General features: G+C 30.5%; 16 protein-coding genes. All 16 read left to right on the forward strand.

What is annotated here, in order from left to right; translation table 11 throughout:
• Nucleotides 1-82: 82 nt before the first annotated feature.
• Entirely contained in the window at nt 83-1030 is a 948-nt protein-coding gene (locus tag N3C_RS13535; protein ID WP_074366546.1) for an ABC transporter substrate-binding protein, read from the forward strand.
• Between the two features lie 5 nt (nt 1031-1035).
• On the forward strand, nt 1036-2058 hold the full coding sequence (locus N3C_RS13540) for a FecCD family ABC transporter permease (protein ID WP_074366547.1): 1023 nt from the start codon (nt 1036-1038) through the stop codon (nt 2056-2058).
• A gap of 1 nt (nt 2059) precedes the next feature.
• Entirely contained in the window at nt 2060-2827 is a 768-nt protein-coding gene (locus tag N3C_RS13545; RefSeq protein ID WP_074366548.1) for an ABC transporter ATP-binding protein, read from the forward strand.
• Nucleotides 2828-2858: 31 nt separating this feature from the next.
• A complete protein-coding gene (locus N3C_RS13550; RefSeq protein WP_074366549.1) occupies nt 2859-3386 on the forward strand; it encodes an ATP:cob(I)alamin adenosyltransferase in 528 nt (175 codons plus the stop codon).
• 28 nt (nt 3387-3414) lie between these two features.
• Nucleotides 3415-3588, forward strand: a complete 174-nt coding sequence (locus N3C_RS15220; RefSeq protein ID WP_207648626.1) for a nucleotide-binding protein — start codon at nt 3415-3417, stop codon at nt 3586-3588.
• Nucleotides 3589-3600: 12 nt separating this feature from the next.
• Nucleotides 3601-4260 (forward strand): AAA family ATPase, encoded by a 660-nt coding sequence (locus N3C_RS13555; RefSeq protein ID WP_207648627.1) that lies wholly within the window; start codon nt 3601-3603, stop codon nt 4258-4260.
• Nucleotides 4261-4274: 14 nt separating this feature from the next.
• Nucleotides 4275-5219, forward strand: a complete 945-nt coding sequence (cbiB, locus tag N3C_RS13560) for an adenosylcobinamide-phosphate synthase CbiB (protein ID WP_074366550.1) — start codon at nt 4275-4277, stop codon at nt 5217-5219.
• A 12-nt stretch (nt 5220-5231) separates the two neighbouring features.
• Nucleotides 5232-6302: a pyridoxal phosphate-dependent aminotransferase gene (locus N3C_RS13565; protein WP_074366551.1), complete on the forward strand. Its 1071-nt coding sequence runs from the start codon at nt 5232-5234 to the stop codon at nt 6300-6302.
• Between the two features lie 46 nt (nt 6303-6348).
• Entirely contained in the window at nt 6349-7422 is a 1074-nt protein-coding gene (cobT, locus tag N3C_RS13570; RefSeq protein ID WP_074366552.1) for a nicotinate-nucleotide--dimethylbenzimidazole phosphoribosyltransferase, read from the forward strand.
• Between the two features lie 12 nt (nt 7423-7434).
• The gene (gene cobU / locus N3C_RS13575; protein ID WP_074366553.1) at nt 7435-7971 is read left to right on the forward strand and encodes a bifunctional adenosylcobinamide kinase/adenosylcobinamide-phosphate guanylyltransferase; all 537 of its coding nucleotides are present in this window, start codon (nt 7435-7437) and stop codon (nt 7969-7971) included.
• On the forward strand, nt 7968-8702 hold the full coding sequence (gene cobS, locus N3C_RS13580; protein ID WP_074366554.1) for an adenosylcobinamide-GDP ribazoletransferase: 735 nt from the start codon (nt 7968-7970) through the stop codon (nt 8700-8702). Before cobU ends, cobS begins: the two co-directional genes overlap by 4 nt.
• Entirely contained in the window at nt 8693-9268 is a 576-nt protein-coding gene (locus tag N3C_RS13585) for a histidine phosphatase family protein (RefSeq protein ID WP_074366555.1), read from the forward strand. The genes cobS and N3C_RS13585 overlap by 10 nt, the downstream gene beginning before the upstream one ends.
• Before the next feature lie 924 nt (nt 9269-10192).
• Nucleotides 10193-10669: a pyridoxamine 5'-phosphate oxidase family protein gene (locus N3C_RS13595; RefSeq protein ID WP_074366557.1), complete on the forward strand. Its 477-nt coding sequence runs from the start codon at nt 10193-10195 to the stop codon at nt 10667-10669.
• A gap of 198 nt (nt 10670-10867) precedes the next feature.
• Nucleotides 10868-11638: a 4,5-DOPA-extradiol-dioxygenase gene (ygiD, locus tag N3C_RS13600; protein WP_074366558.1), complete on the forward strand. Its 771-nt coding sequence runs from the start codon at nt 10868-10870 to the stop codon at nt 11636-11638.
• A 300-nt stretch (nt 11639-11938) separates the two neighbouring features.
• Nucleotides 11939-13303 (forward strand): MATE family efflux transporter, encoded by a 1365-nt coding sequence (locus N3C_RS13605; RefSeq protein WP_074366559.1) that lies wholly within the window; start codon nt 11939-11941, stop codon nt 13301-13303.
• 126 nt (nt 13304-13429) lie between these two features.
• Nucleotides 13430-14206, forward strand: a complete 777-nt coding sequence (locus N3C_RS13610) for a formate/nitrite transporter family protein (protein WP_074366560.1) — start codon at nt 13430-13432, stop codon at nt 14204-14206.
• The last annotated feature ends 420 nt before the right edge of the window (nt 14207-14626 follow it).

Below are 14626 nucleotides of genomic sequence, written 5' to 3' on the forward strand. Positions count from 1 at the left end.
ATTGTATAGGAAAAGTGCTCCTATCAATAAAAGAACGCCCATTGTATATGAAGTATTCAAAAAATAAAAGGGAGGGATTAAAATGAAAAAATTCAAAAGTTTATTCTCATGTACTATTGCGTTAATTATGTTACTTGTGTTTTCGGTGGGATGTTCAGTACAGGAAAAGTCAAATGTAAAAAACCCCGAAACTACTAAAGAGGCTACAACTATAGTAGATCCATCCGGTAAGGAAATTACTATTCCAGAGAAAGTTGATAAAATAATATCTTTGGCACCATCTATAACTGAGGTTTTAGTAGAATTAGGATTTGGTGATAAGATTGCTTTGGTTGATGCAAATTCAAAAGATTTATCAGGTTTACCTGAAGGTGTTGAATATGTAGATATGATGACACCGGATGTGGAAAAGATTATAGCATTGCAGCCAGATATAGTTTTAGCTTCTACAATAACCTCTACTGGAGGAACTGATCCAGCACAACAGTTGAAATCAGCTGGAATTACACTAGCATACATACCCACTAGCAATAGCATAGAAGGAATTTATAGCGATATTATGTTTATTGCTAAGGTGTTAAGAGAAAAGGAAAAAGGACAAAAATTAGTAGATAGAACTAAAGAGAAAATAGCTAAGATTGAAGAAATAGGAAAAACTATTAAAGATAAAAAAACAGTATATTTTGAAATAGCTGCTGCACCAGGCATATATAGTTTTGGTCAAGGTGTTTTTTTAAATGAAATGATAGAAATAATTGGTGCTAAAAATGTACTGGCAAAGGAAGAAGGATGGATTTCTGTATCTGAAGAGGCAGTAGTAGCTGCTGACCCAGATGTTATACTCACTAATGTTAATTATATTCCAGAGCCTGTAGATGAGATAAAATCCCGTGCTAGCTGGAAAAATATAAAGGCCGTTAAAAACAATGATGTATATTATATAGATAATATGTCAAGCTCTCTTCCAAACCATAATATTGTTAAAGCTTTAGAACAGATGGCCAAGGTTGTTTATCCTGATAAATATTAAAGGCTATGAAGAATAGAATAAAAATTATATTTTCAATTATCATAAGTATATTTATATTAGTTATAGCAGTAGGTATTGGCAGTGTATATATTGAGCCTTTAAATATATTGGCTATTATCTATAGCAAGATTTTTCATCAACCAATTACAATAGACATAAAAGATAGTTTAATATCAATAATTTGGGATATTAGATTACCAAGAGTCCTGGTAGCTTTTTTAGTTGGCGGGGCTCTTGCTGTAAGTGGCTCTGTTATGCAGTCTATTCTTAAAAACCCATTAGCATCATCCTATACCTTGGGGGTATCATCTGGTGCTTCTGTAGGAGCAGGATTGGTAATTGTAACAGGATTTACCATATATCTGTTGGGAAGATTTACTCTTCCCTTTATTGGTTTATTATCTGGGCTCCTTACAGTATATCTTGTAATAAGTTTCACTGCCAAAATTGATAAGAATATGGAAAACACTACAATAATATTAGTTGGTATGGTTTTTTCATTATTCATAAATGCTATAACTACATTAATAACAGCATTATCAGGAGAAAATTTACAAAGACTTATAGCTTGGCAAATGGGTAGCTTTTCTTTAAAGTCATGGGCAGATGTAAGGGTTTTAGCTATAATTTTTCCTATCTGCTACCTGATTTTAATAAGATATACAAAAGAACTGGATATTATGACTTTTGGAGAGGAACAAGCATTATCTATAGGAATAGAAGTAAAAAAGGTAAAATGGATTTTGCTTATATTATCAGCATCATTAACTGGAAGTGCAGTAGCTTTTACGGGAGTGATAGGATTTATTGATTTAATAGCTCCCCATGTGGTAAGAAAAATATTTGGTTCTGCTCATAAACTGGTGGTTCCAATGTCTATGCTTTTTGGTGGAACCTTTATGGTGGTATGTGATTTGGTAGCACGAATTGTAATTTCAAACTCAGAGCTGCCTGTAGGAGCTGTAACAGCCTTAATTGGTGCACCATTTTTTGCATATGTGTATTTTGTAAAAAGAAAGGTCAGATAAAATGATAGAACTTAAAAATTTATCTGCTGGATATAATGGGATTGATATAGTAAAAAATGTGTCCTTGAAATTAGATGCAGGAGTAAACTTATGTATTTTAGGACCTAATGGATGTGGAAAAACTACCTTATTAAAAGCCATCGCCGGTATAATTCCAAGTCAAGGAGATGTATTGATTGATGGAAAAAGTGTAAAGGCTATGAAAAGACATGAGATTGCTAAGGAAATTGCAGTTATGAGCCAATTATCTACTATATACTTCTCATACACTGTATTTGAAACTGTATTATTGGGCCGATACTTGTATATGAAAGACAATTTATTAAAAGAACCTTCTGAGAAGGATAAAGCCTATGTCCGAAAATGTCTAGAAACCGTTGGCATGCTAGATGAGCAAGATAAGCAAATTAATACATTATCGGGTGGGCAAATACAAAGGGTTTTTTTAGCAAGGGCATTGGCTCAAGAAACTAATATCATTTTATTAGATGAGCCTACAAATCATTTGGATTTAAAAAGTCAGAGGGAATTAATTCATTATTTAAAAAAGTGGTCAAAAGATCATAAGCATTCAGTAATTGGCGTTTTTCATGACATAAATCATGCTTTGGAATTAGCCGATTATTTATTAGTATTAGGGAAAGATGGTGCAATGATATTTGGTAAACCTGAAGAGATAATTAATAGTAATTTATTAAATGAGGTTTATGAAATGGATGTAGCAGGATATATGATTGAATGTTTAAAAAAGTGGAAAAGAGTAATGTAATTTTTAATAATTTAAATAAAAAGGTGAGAAAATGAAAGATAAAATATATAAAAGTAGATATGAAGCATATCCATTTTTGAGTGATCCATTAAATGACTTAAAATGTGATTTTGAGATATATACAGATGAAATAGCCAGTCATATAGGCTTGCTTCGTTCTATAGTCAAAGAGGATCACATTAAAGAAGAATTACTAAATATATGTGAAAAATGTTATCATATCAATCCGTCCCTCAGAACCTTTGTATCAGTTACAGAAGATGAACTTAAATTTCTAGAAAAGTGTACTAATAGGTTAAGGGAAGAAGTAAAAGATAGATGTAATAAGTTTGTATTGCCAGTAGGTTGTGAGAGTGCAGGACATACTCATGTATTAAGATCAAAATGCAAGGCTCTCGTAAGATTATTGTATAGATATCGAGAGTTAGGTAATGAAGTTCCGGATATTTTATTTGACTTTACCAATTTGCTATCTGGCTATTTCTTTAATTTAGCTCTTAAGCTTAATCAGTTAGATGACATTGATGAGATTGAATTTAAAAGTAGAAATTATAAGTAAATAATATGTTTCAATTAGGAGAGAAGAAATGGCAAATATAGTGGTTCAAGGAACCACATCCTCAGCGGGAAAAAGTTTGATGTGTACAGGTTTATGCAAAATATTTAGGGAAGATGGATTTAGAGTATATCCTTTCAAATCACAAAATATGTCTTCAAGATATTACACTACAAAAGATGGACGTAAAATAAGTACTGCGTAAGCTTTACAGGCAATGGCCGCAGGGATAGAACCAGAAGTAAATATGAATCCTATATTATTGATTCCAAAGTCTGATAAAGGCTCTACAGTAGTGATAAAGGGCCAAGAAAAAGGAGAAAAGGAAGCAATAGAATACTACAAATATAGAAGTAGTCTTAAACCTATGATATTGGATACATACAATGAAATAAAAAGTCAAAGTGACATTGTAGTTATAGAAGGGGCAGGCAGTTCGGCAGAGATAAATCTAAAAGAGAATGATATTGTAAATATGGGGATGGCAGAAATGGCTGGTGCTCCTGTTCTTCTAATTGCAGATATTGATAGAGGAGTTTTTGCCTCCTTATATGGTACTGTAATGCTACTTGAACCTCACGAAAGAGCCAGGATAAAAGGGCTAATCGTTAATAAATTTAGAGGAGATAAATCTATTCTAGAACCCGGTATTAAAAAGATTGAAGATATATTGAATATACCGGTAATTGGGGTTATACCATATGTTCACTTAGAATTAGTTGATGAGGATAGTTTGATAGATTATGAAAAGAAATGTAATATAGAGCCTCAGACACCAGAAGAAATCAATAAAGAACTAGATAAATTATCTGAATTACTAAGAAAACATTTAGACATAGATTATATATATGATATCATTAAGAAAACCACGGAATAGAGGGTTGATAATAAATGTTATTAAATATAGTAGCTGCCGTACTTCTTGACTTTATATTAGGAGATCCTTATAGTTTCCCTCATATAGTTAAGCTTATGGGTAAGATAATAACCTTAGAGGAAAAGTTAGCAAGGAAGCTAAGTAAATCTAATTTGGCACTTAAAATATCAGGATTGATTATAGTTATAATAAATATAAGTCTTGGATTTTTAAGCCCATTTTTTTTACTTAGATTTCTAAAGCAGTATAAAATCCTTTATAATATCGTAGATATTTATTTTATATATAGTTGTATAGCTGCGAGATCTTTGCACTATGAAGCTATTAAGGTATATAAAGCACTGGATATAGGAATAGAAGAAGCTAGGAAAAGATTATCTAATATAGTAGGCCGTGATACGGAAAAGCTTTCAGAAAATGGAGTGATTAGAGCTACTGTAGAAACTGTGGCGGAAAATACATCCGATGGTGTAATTGCTCCATTATTTTATATTATGCTATTTGGCCTACCTGGTGGAATAGCGTATAAGTTCATTAACACTATGGATTCAATGCTAGGATATATGACTAAAGAATATATCGATATTGGTTATTTTCCTGCTAAAGTCGATGGTTTAGTTAATTATATTCCAGCGAGGATTACAGGGTTACTTATGAACATCAGCGCTGTTTTCAGATTTAATATAAAGAATGGATTTAAAATCATGATAAGGGATAGAAAAAATCATAAGAGCCCTAATGCAATATATCCAGAAGCTGCAGTTGCAGGATTATTGGGTATTAGGCTGGGCGGAAATAATTACTATCATGGTGAATTAGTAAAAAAGCCTACCATTGGAGATAAATTAAATGAAATTAACAAAAAACATATTAAGAATACCATAGAAATAATGTACCGTAGTGAAATATTTTTGCTGACTATATATTTTGCTTATATATTTTTTATAAAATTAGTATAGAGAGGTAACAAGGTGAAACATGGTGGAGATTTACTGTCCTATAAAGAGTATTATGATGGTGAATTGGTGGATTATAGTAGCAATATAAACCCATTAGGAATACCTAAAGGATTAGAAAAAGAACTAAGGGGTAGTTTTAAGAAATTAGATACTTATCCAGATATAAAGTATAGAAAACTTAGAAAATCTGTAGCAGAATATTTGAAATGTAATGAAGCTAACACAGTTTTAGGTAATGGAGCTGTAGAGCTAATAGACAATTTTATTTTTCTGGCTACTAGAGTATTAATATATATTCCTTCTTTTTTAGAATACGAAGAACGAGCTTTGATTCATAATAAAGAAGCTATTTACATACCGTATAAAGAGGATTTTGCAATAGACATAAAAAAATTTGCAAACATTATACAAGAGGGGGATACGGTCATACTTGGAAACCCTAATAATCCAACAGGTCTAAGAATTAAGAAAGAAGAGATTTTAATAATATATAGCATAGTAAAAAAGAAAAAAGGATTTTTAGTATTAGATGAGGCCTTTTTTGAATTCTGTCCAGATGACTATGACAGCATAGAATTGTTTAGAAAAACAGAATATGAAAATCTAGCAATTATTAGGGCAGCTACAAAATTTTTTGCCCTTCCTGGTATACGACTAGGATATGGATGCGCATCCGTAAAGATGGCAATGAAAGTAGAAAAACTTCAGCTTCCTTGGAGCATTAATACTTTGGCTGAGGTAGCTGGAAATTACATATTTCATGATAAAAAATATATAGAAGAATCAAAGGAATATATTGAAAAGGAAAGAAGATATCTATTAAATGAATTATCAAAGATAAAAATTATTAAACCTTACTTTACACATACAAATTATATATTAATCGAATTACTTGAGATAGAAGAAGAGTACGTGTTTAACTTTTTCTTAACTAGGGGTATTATCATAAGAAAATGTTCTACCTTCAGGGGATTAAGCAATAATTTCATACGAATAGCAATAAAGGATCATGACAATAACATTAGATTAGTAGAAATCTTTAAAGAACTTGAGAAAGAATCGTTGAAAAATAAAGCAGATTAAAGAAATGGATAGAGTAGAGGAACGAGTCTATTGGAGGTGTTGGATTTTGGATTTATTAAGAGAAACCCTAAGTAAAATAACTGAATCAGATAAAAAAGTAAAAGAAGAAGTTAGAAGGAAATGGGATGGACTACTTAAGCCAATAGGTAGTTTAGGAGCATTAGAAGAGATTATTATTAAGATATGTGGTATGACTGGTAAAATAGTTAATAAATTTGATAAAAAAGCCATAGCTGTAATGTGTAGTGATAATGGAGTTGTAGATGAGGGGGTAAGCTCTGCACCACAAATATTTACAAAAATCTTAGCAGAAAGTATGCAAAAAGGGTTAACAGGAGTTGCTACACTAGGTAAATATACAGGTACGGATATTCTTACTGTTGATTTAGGTATAAAAGGAAAAGTGGACAATCCTCAAGTGATAGATAGAAAAATAGCAGATGGCACTAAGAATTTCACAAAAGGACCAGCTATGACCTATGAAGAGGCTGTTAAATCTATAGAAATAGGTATTGAAGTTGCAGATGAAATTTTTTCTAAAGGATATGATATATTAGGAACAGGAGAAGTGGGAATTGGAAATACGTCTACTGCAGTTGCGGTACTATCAAGCTTATCAAGTTTAGAGGTAGATTTGATTTGTGGAAAGGGAGTTGGGCTTACAGAGGAACAACATTCCCTAAAAAAAGAAATTATAAAAAAAGCTATTGCTATTAATAAACCTAATAAAGATAACCCTATAGATGTTATATCAAAAGTTGGGGGATTTGATATAGGTGGTATGTGTGGCTTGTGTTTATCTGCAGCTAAAAATAAAAAGCCTGTTGTTATAGATGGATTTATATCCTCTGTGGCAGCTCTTTGTGCTACTAAGCTTAATCCATATGTAAAAGAATATATAATACCTTCTCATTTATCTGCTGAACCGGGTGCAAAGTATGTATTTGATGAATTAGGTTTGAAACCAATATTAAATTTAGAAATGAGATTGGGAGAGGGCTCTGGATGTCCTCTTACATTCAAAATCATAGAAACAGCAGAGTATCTATTTGAAAACATGGGAACACACGATGATGTTTCAATGAGTACCTCATATTTAATAGATATAAGAGAAGGATAAAGGAGGCAAAAGATGATAACATTAATTACTGGTGGTGCAAGATCAGGTAAAAGTGCATTTGCAGAGAGTTTATATGAAAATGATAATGATGTTGTATATATAGCTACAGCAAAAGTCACAGATGATGAAATGAAAGAAAGGGTAAAGCAACATCAAAATTCTAGGTCGAAACAGTGGCGTACATATGAAGGAAACTATAACTTGAGTAAGGCCATAGGAACTGAGAAAAAATATTTACTTGATTGTATTACAATACTTACCTCTAATATAATGTATGATATTTCCAAAGATGAAGAAAATATAAGTTTTCAACTTCAAAAGTTAATTGAAGACAAGGTATTCTTTGAAATAAAAGAATTAATAGATGAAATTAGAGAAAAGGACTTTAATCTAGTCATGGTAACCAATGAAGTTGGTGATTCTATTGTCCCCAGTCATTCTATATCTAGAGCTTTTAGAGACATCCAAGGACGTGTAAACCAGCGCGTTGCAGCATTGGCGGATCAAGTTTATTTAGTATGTTGTGGAATTCCGGTGAAAATAAAATGATTAAAGGATTAATATTAGCAATACAGTTTTTTACGAGAATACCTATTAATATTACTGTGGATTTTAATGAGAAAAACATTAGGTATAGCATATTTTTCATGCCATTAGTTGGAACTATTATTGGTGGCTTTGGTGGTATAGTTTATTATTTAATTGCACCACATAATAAGCTTATGGCTTCATTTCTAACACTTTTAATAACAATAATTTTAACTGGTGGACTTCATATAGATGGTTTGGCAGATACTTTTGATGGTTTTTTAGCGAATAAAGATAGAAAAAAAACTATGGAAATTATGAAGGATAGCAGAATAGGTACATTTGGAGTACTTAGTATAGTTTTGCATTTAATGTTCTTATATATATTAATAATTAGCATAGATAATGTACCTTTAGCAATGATCCTGTCCTTTACCAATAGTAGATTAATAGCAAGTATAATTATATCAAATAAGAAATCAGCTCAGGTTAATGGGTTAGGTGCTTTATTTCATAAAAGTAATCCTAAAAAGTTGATAATATTAAGTACAATTATTTATTTGATTTTTTTAGTATCTATTAATAAAAAATATTTGATACCTCTTGTGATTAACTATATTTTAGCAGAAATTATTAGCAATATATCATATAAAAAAATAGATGGTTTAACTGGTGATGTATATGGGACTATAATTGAATTAGGTGTACTTATTTCTTTATTTTCATTTTGGGGTGTGGGTGAATGGATATAATTATGATTAGACATGGTGAGAGTGAGGATAATGTAAGGAAAGTATATAGTAGAATTTCTACCCCTTTAACTGAGAAAGGCAAAGCAGAGATATTACAAACTAAGAAATTATTAGAGAGATATGATTATGAAGAGGTTTATTATAGTCCTTATAGGAGAACTGTAGATACTATGCATTATTTAGATTTAGAAGGCAAAGAAGATGATAGAATAAGGGAGATTAATTTTGGTATATTTGAAGGAAAAAATTTTGAAGAAATATCAAAAGTTTACCCAGAGGAAACTAAGCTTTGGATAGAGGATACCTATAATTATAGGATTCCCAAAGGAGAATCTTTGCTAGATGTATATAAGAGAGTAAGTGTGTTTTTAGAAGAACTTTGTAAGAAAGATAAGTCTACGGTATTAGTGACACATGATTCTGTAATTCGTTTAGCTTTATGTTGGGTATTTGATGAACCGCTATATTTTTATAAGTTTAAGGTAGATAACGGTAGTATAACTGTCATTACAGTAAATGAAGGGTATAAATATATAAATAGACTAAATCAAACATATTGCTTATGAAATATATTGTGTTGTTTCAAAGAAACTTGATATATCTTTTGGAAATGAAGTATTCTTAGAATTTTATAAAAAGTAGAATTGTTAGTTGGAATGTGGATTCTATAGTTTATCTATAGTATAAGCAATCAGCACTCTACGCTGTAATTGGGCGGGGTGCTTATTTGTTTCAAACTTATATTTAATTTACATTCTCTAATTATTTATATATTTATTATTTATTTTTTAGTTCTCTTTGATATAACTTTCATAAATAAAAAATCCAATACAATTAAAGAGCCTATAGTATCTAATAGTGAAATTATAGCAAAATAAGGACTTACTGTTTCAGTATTTATCTTTATTAAAATATTAAATTTATATTGATTTAGCATTATGAAAATAGTGTACTCAATTATTTGAGCAAAGTTAAAATATACTATCCGTAAAAATATACTTACTATGAGTAGTTTTTTATTATATTTCATATCTACCTTTTCTGGAATATTTTTTATACATTACCCCTCTCGATGGTTATCTTTGTCACAGTTTCATTTTTTTAAAAATATGTGGTTTGTTAATATGAAGATTTATTAAATGTATTACTATATTGAGTATAGTATAATTATATCATTCATAACAATATATATAAAATATAGTAAATCATTGAATGAAAAAACTATACTAATTTTTATCGACGTACAGTAGCAAGAACAATTATAAATGAATTCAAGGAAATCAAAAAAGTAAGGAAAGTTAATGAAAAAGGTATATCTTAGGAATATGAAGTAAAGGTATGAGAAAGTGTTTTTTTAAAGATATGTGAAGTAATCTGTGATTTAATATAGTAAGTGTAAAAGACATATGGTAAAATATATGTGAAGTATGGATATTATTTAAAATAATACAAGTACTTTACAAGAAAATTTTAAAGGAGATATTTAGTGAATGAGTAAATTTGAAAATGCTATGAAACTTATGGAAGAGCTTTGTGGTAATGGTAAAGAGGAAATTATTGCACTTTCTACAATAGCATTATCTAAAAGCCCTGATGGTAGTCCTCGTCCAGCAACCCGTATGGTATGCGCCTATTATGAAGATGGTGCCTTCTATGTTTCTACAGATGCAAGGACAAATAAAATGCTAGAAATTGAGAAGAATAATGATGTTTCTGTAGCTGGAATGGGTTGGTATACCTTTCAAGGTAAGGCGGAAAATCTAGGTTGGGTTAAGGAAGAGAAGAATAAAGAAATAAGAGCTAAATTTAAAAAAATCTTTGACTGGTTTGATGAAGTTGGTGATGAGGATAATCCAAACTCAATCGTTCTTCGTATTAACCTTACAGAAGGTGTTATTATTGATCATGAAGAAAGATATGGTGAAAAGCGATACCATATTGACTTTATTAATAAAATAGCCAGGTAAAATAGAATTATAGTTTATAACTTAGATAAAAAGTAGAGGTTTATATGCTGATAGTTAAATCAGTAATAAACCTCTTTTTTATTTTTAATTAACACTTAATAGGTAAACTATTATGTCAGGATTCATGATTTGATAAGTTCTTAACTGGTTATTCTATTAGAAACGATATATAATTATTAGAAAGGAAGGTAAGAAATTATGGGAAAGATGCCACTTATTTTTATCGGTCATGGATCACCGATGAATGCTATTGAAGATAATGATTATTCAAGAAGTTGGGAAAGTATAGCTAAAAGGATACCAAAGCCAAAAGTAATAATATCTATATCAGCTCACTGGTTTACAAAGGGTACTAAGATTATGAATGAAGAATCTCCTAAAACTATCTATGATATGTATGGTTTTCCAAAGGAACTATATGAAATTACATACAATTCACCTGGTTCACCAAAAGTTGCACAGATGTGCAAGGAATTAATTTCAAAGGAAACGGAATATGATAACTCTTGGGGAATTGATCATGGAACTTGGTCAGTTTTAGTTCATATGTTTCCAGAAAGAGATATACCTGTATTTCAAATTAGTGTAGATGGCTACGCTCCTCCAGAAGCTCACTATAAAATCGGTAGGGAATTAAGGGGTTTAAGGCAAGAAGGAGCATTGATATTTGGTACAGGTAATATAGTTCATAATTTAAGATTAGTCGATTGGCATATGGGAAGTAAGGGTTTTGATTGGGCCTATGAATTTGATGAGTACATATATGAGAATATTATTAATAAAAATTATGATAACATTTTGGAATATAATCAAAAATGTATTTCTGCAAAGCATGCAGTTCCTACGCCGGATCATTTTTATCCTTTGTTATATGTGCTTGGAGCTGTAGAGGAAGAAGATAGGGTTAGTGTTTTCAATAAATCCTGTGAGCTTGGCTCATTAACAATGACAAGTTATCTTTGGGAATAATACTAGTTAGAATACTTTTTATGTGAAGTTGGACCGGAGGTTGATGAGAGAAAATTAGATGATTATGGAAAGGAAAAGGGCTGTTAAATGCTTTGATTAACTTTGCTAGAAGAAATAGAAAAGAATATGTAGAAAAGTAATTTTGATAGGTGGCCTTGGATAATTAGAGGTTCAAAAGTAATGGAATATCTTTTATATAAGGATACATAGAATTGATATTGGATGCCAAGGGAAGTCACTATCCTCCTTGGCTTTCTCTTTTTCATTTAATTTGCTATAATAGGCTTTTGGAGGTGGAAAATGAATAAAACTCTTAGATTATATTCAAAAGTTGATAAGGAATTTTTGAGCAATATGCTTAAAATAGCTTTACCAATTATGCTTCAAAATTTGGTTGCATCTACACTTAATATGGCAGATACTATTATGGTGGGAAAATTAGGAGAAATTGAAATAGCTGCTGTTGGAATAGCTAATCAGTATTTTTTCTTTTTTAGTATGATACTTATTGGCTTATGTGGAGGATGTAGTGTTTTCATTGCTCAGTACTGGGGGAAGAAAGATTTTGACAACATTAAGAGAATTCTTGGTTTAGGACTAGTATCCGTTTTATTAATTTCTATAGTTTTTATGGCAGTAGGATTTATTAATCCAGGAAAAATAATTTCTTTATTTAATAAGGAACCTATAGTTAAAGATTTAGGTGGAAAATACTTGTTTATAGTCTTATTTAGCTATATTTTTACCGCTATAACCTTTGTGTACAGTTATTCTCTACGTTCTATTGGAAATACTGTTACACCTCTAATAGTTAATATAGCAGCTCTTATTTGCAATGTAGTATTTAATTATATTCTAATTTTCGGAAAGTTAGGGTTTCCTGCCTTAGGAGTTGAAGGGGCTGCAATAGCAACATTAATATCTAGGGTTGTAGAAGCCGTAACACTTGTCGTTTTGGTGTATAAAGATAATGGGGTATTGGCGGCAAAGTTTAGTGAATTAAAAGATTTAAGTTTTGAATTTTTAAAAAAGTCATATAAAATCATTATTCCTGTGTTGTTAAATGATGTACTATGGGCCTTGGCTAGTCTTATTTATTCTTTTGTATATGGACATATGGGCACAGGGGCTACGGCTGCTATTCAAATATGCAATACTGTAAATAATATGTTTATGGTAGTTACTTTTGGAATGGCTAGCGCGTCTGTAGTGATGATTGGAAATAGCATAGGGGAAGGAAAAGAAGATCAAACTATTAGTTATGCTAAAAAATTTATGATCATTTCCTTGTATGTAAGTATACTTTTAGGAGTTATTTTAGCATTAACAGCTCCTCTTATAATAGAACTATTTAATGTTTCTAATGAAGTAAGGAGAAGTACTTTAATTATGCTCTATATAATCTCACTAATATTTCTAGTTCGCTTTTTAGGAATGATTATGATTGTTGGTATTCTTCGCGGAGCAGGAGATGCAAGAAGTGCATTGATAATAGAAGGTTTTACTATGTGGTTTATAGGAGTTCCTCTAACTATTTTGGGTGCCTTTTTCTTTAAGCTTCCTGTGCATCTGGTATATGCTTTAGCTATTTTAGAGGAAGTAGTTAAATTTATTTTAGCATTAATGCGATTGAAATCAAGAAAATGGATTAATAATATAACTTAGTTAATATTAGCGATAAGTAAAAGTATTTACATCATAAGGATAAATATGTTATTATATCTTCTAGTGTTGATTATTATGTATAATTTGTTAAATCTCAAAAGAATATTAGTAAGGATGGATATATTTATGAACACTCATTCAGGACCTAAAGCATTAGCGGAGTATATATTGAATCAAAGTAAGAATAAGGCTAATAAAAAGGCAATTGTCTTACTTTTTCAAGGAATTCTTGCAGGAATTTATATTTCTATCGGTGCAATAGGAAGTCTTAAAGTAGCAGCAACTGTTACAAGTCCAGGACTTGGCAATTTTCTAGGGGCATTGGTTTTTCCTATAGGAATCATTGCCATCATATTGATGCAGGCAGAGTTATTTACTAGTGACTGTATGGTTATGCTTTCTGTTTATTCAGGACGCACTAAAATTAGAAAAATAGTAAAAATTTTATTTTTAATTATTTTTTCTAATTTGCTTGGAGCAATCTTTGTAGCATTTTTAACTAAAACATCAGGTATTTTTGGACAAGCAGTAACAGATTTGGTAATCGAGAAAGCTGTACATAAGGTAAATATGCCAATTGGTGAGCTGTTTACTAGCTCTATTCTATGTAATATTATAGTTTGTACCGGTGTATGCCTAGCTTACAGCTGCAAAGAGGAATTAGCTAAGATTGCTGCTTTATGGTTGGCAATTGTTGTATTTGTTCTCAGTGGAACCGAGCACGTTGTTGCTAATATGTATTACTTATTTATCGGACTATTTACTGGCGCAAATATAGGAGGTTTGGATATCTTTTATAATTTAGCTGTATCCGGTGTAGGTAATTTCATTGGTGGCGGTATAGTTGTAACAGGAATAAATTATATATTATCTTATAAGGAATTAGATAAGGAGAAAAAATAATTTAAGTTGGAATTCAATAATGAATCATAATTTTGAATTTCATAACCATAAGATAAGTATTTTATTTACTATATAAATATAAGTTGCCATTTAGGTGACACCAGTAAAACATCTAGCCTAATAGGACTAGATGTTTTTATATTTAGAATAGAAGATATTAGATTAATATCATTATTGATGAATAAAAAACTATAAAGTGTGGATAATAAATACAAGGATTATAAATTAATTTTATAAAAAATATAAAAAAATTGTTGACATTAAAAAAGCATCGTGATACTATAATAAAGCGTCATTGATTGCGGTAAAATTTTTAATAAAGAAATTAATAAAAATTAAAATTCACCAAGAAAAATGATGTTGACAATACTGTTTATCCGTGGTAACCTAAATGAGCTGCATGATAACAGTAAGTGAAAT

Origin of the sequence: Clostridium sp. N3C (genome assembly GCF_900095445.1) — a bacterium.
In the GTDB taxonomy this organism is placed as follows: Bacteria; Bacillota; Clostridia; order Clostridiales; family Clostridiaceae; genus Clostridium_AU.

Coding starts and splice junctions, on each gene's coding strand:
- N3C_RS13610 (WP_074366560.1), top strand. CDS start 13,430: ATGAACACTCATTCAGGACCTAAAGCATTAGCGGAGTATATATTGAAT.
- cobU (WP_074366553.1), top strand. CDS start 7,435: ATGATAACATTAATTACTGGTGGTGCAAGATCAGGTAAAAGTGCATTT.
- ygiD (WP_074366558.1), top strand. CDS start 10,868: ATGGGAAAGATGCCACTTATTTTTATCGGTCATGGATCACCGATGAAT.
- N3C_RS13595 (WP_074366557.1), top strand. CDS start 10,193: ATGAGTAAATTTGAAAATGCTATGAAACTTATGGAAGAGCTTTGTGGT.
- N3C_RS13555 (WP_207648627.1), top strand. CDS start 3,601: ATGGCCGCAGGGATAGAACCAGAAGTAAATATGAATCCTATATTATTG.
- cbiB (WP_074366550.1), top strand. CDS start 4,275: ATGTTATTAAATATAGTAGCTGCCGTACTTCTTGACTTTATATTAGGA.
- N3C_RS13535 (WP_074366546.1), top strand. CDS start 83: ATGAAAAAATTCAAAAGTTTATTCTCATGTACTATTGCGTTAATTATG.
- N3C_RS13540 (WP_074366547.1), top strand. CDS start 1,036: ATGAAGAATAGAATAAAAATTATATTTTCAATTATCATAAGTATATTT.
- N3C_RS13545 (WP_074366548.1), top strand. CDS start 2,060: ATGATAGAACTTAAAAATTTATCTGCTGGATATAATGGGATTGATATA.
- N3C_RS13585 (WP_074366555.1), top strand. CDS start 8,693: ATGGATATAATTATGATTAGACATGGTGAGAGTGAGGATAATGTAAGG.
- N3C_RS13605 (WP_074366559.1), top strand. CDS start 11,939: ATGAATAAAACTCTTAGATTATATTCAAAAGTTGATAAGGAATTTTTG.
- cobS (WP_074366554.1), top strand. CDS start 7,968: ATGATTAAAGGATTAATATTAGCAATACAGTTTTTTACGAGAATACCT.
- N3C_RS15220 (WP_207648626.1), top strand. CDS start 3,415: ATGGCAAATATAGTGGTTCAAGGAACCACATCCTCAGCGGGAAAAAGT.
- N3C_RS13550 (WP_074366549.1), top strand. CDS start 2,859: ATGAAAGATAAAATATATAAAAGTAGATATGAAGCATATCCATTTTTG.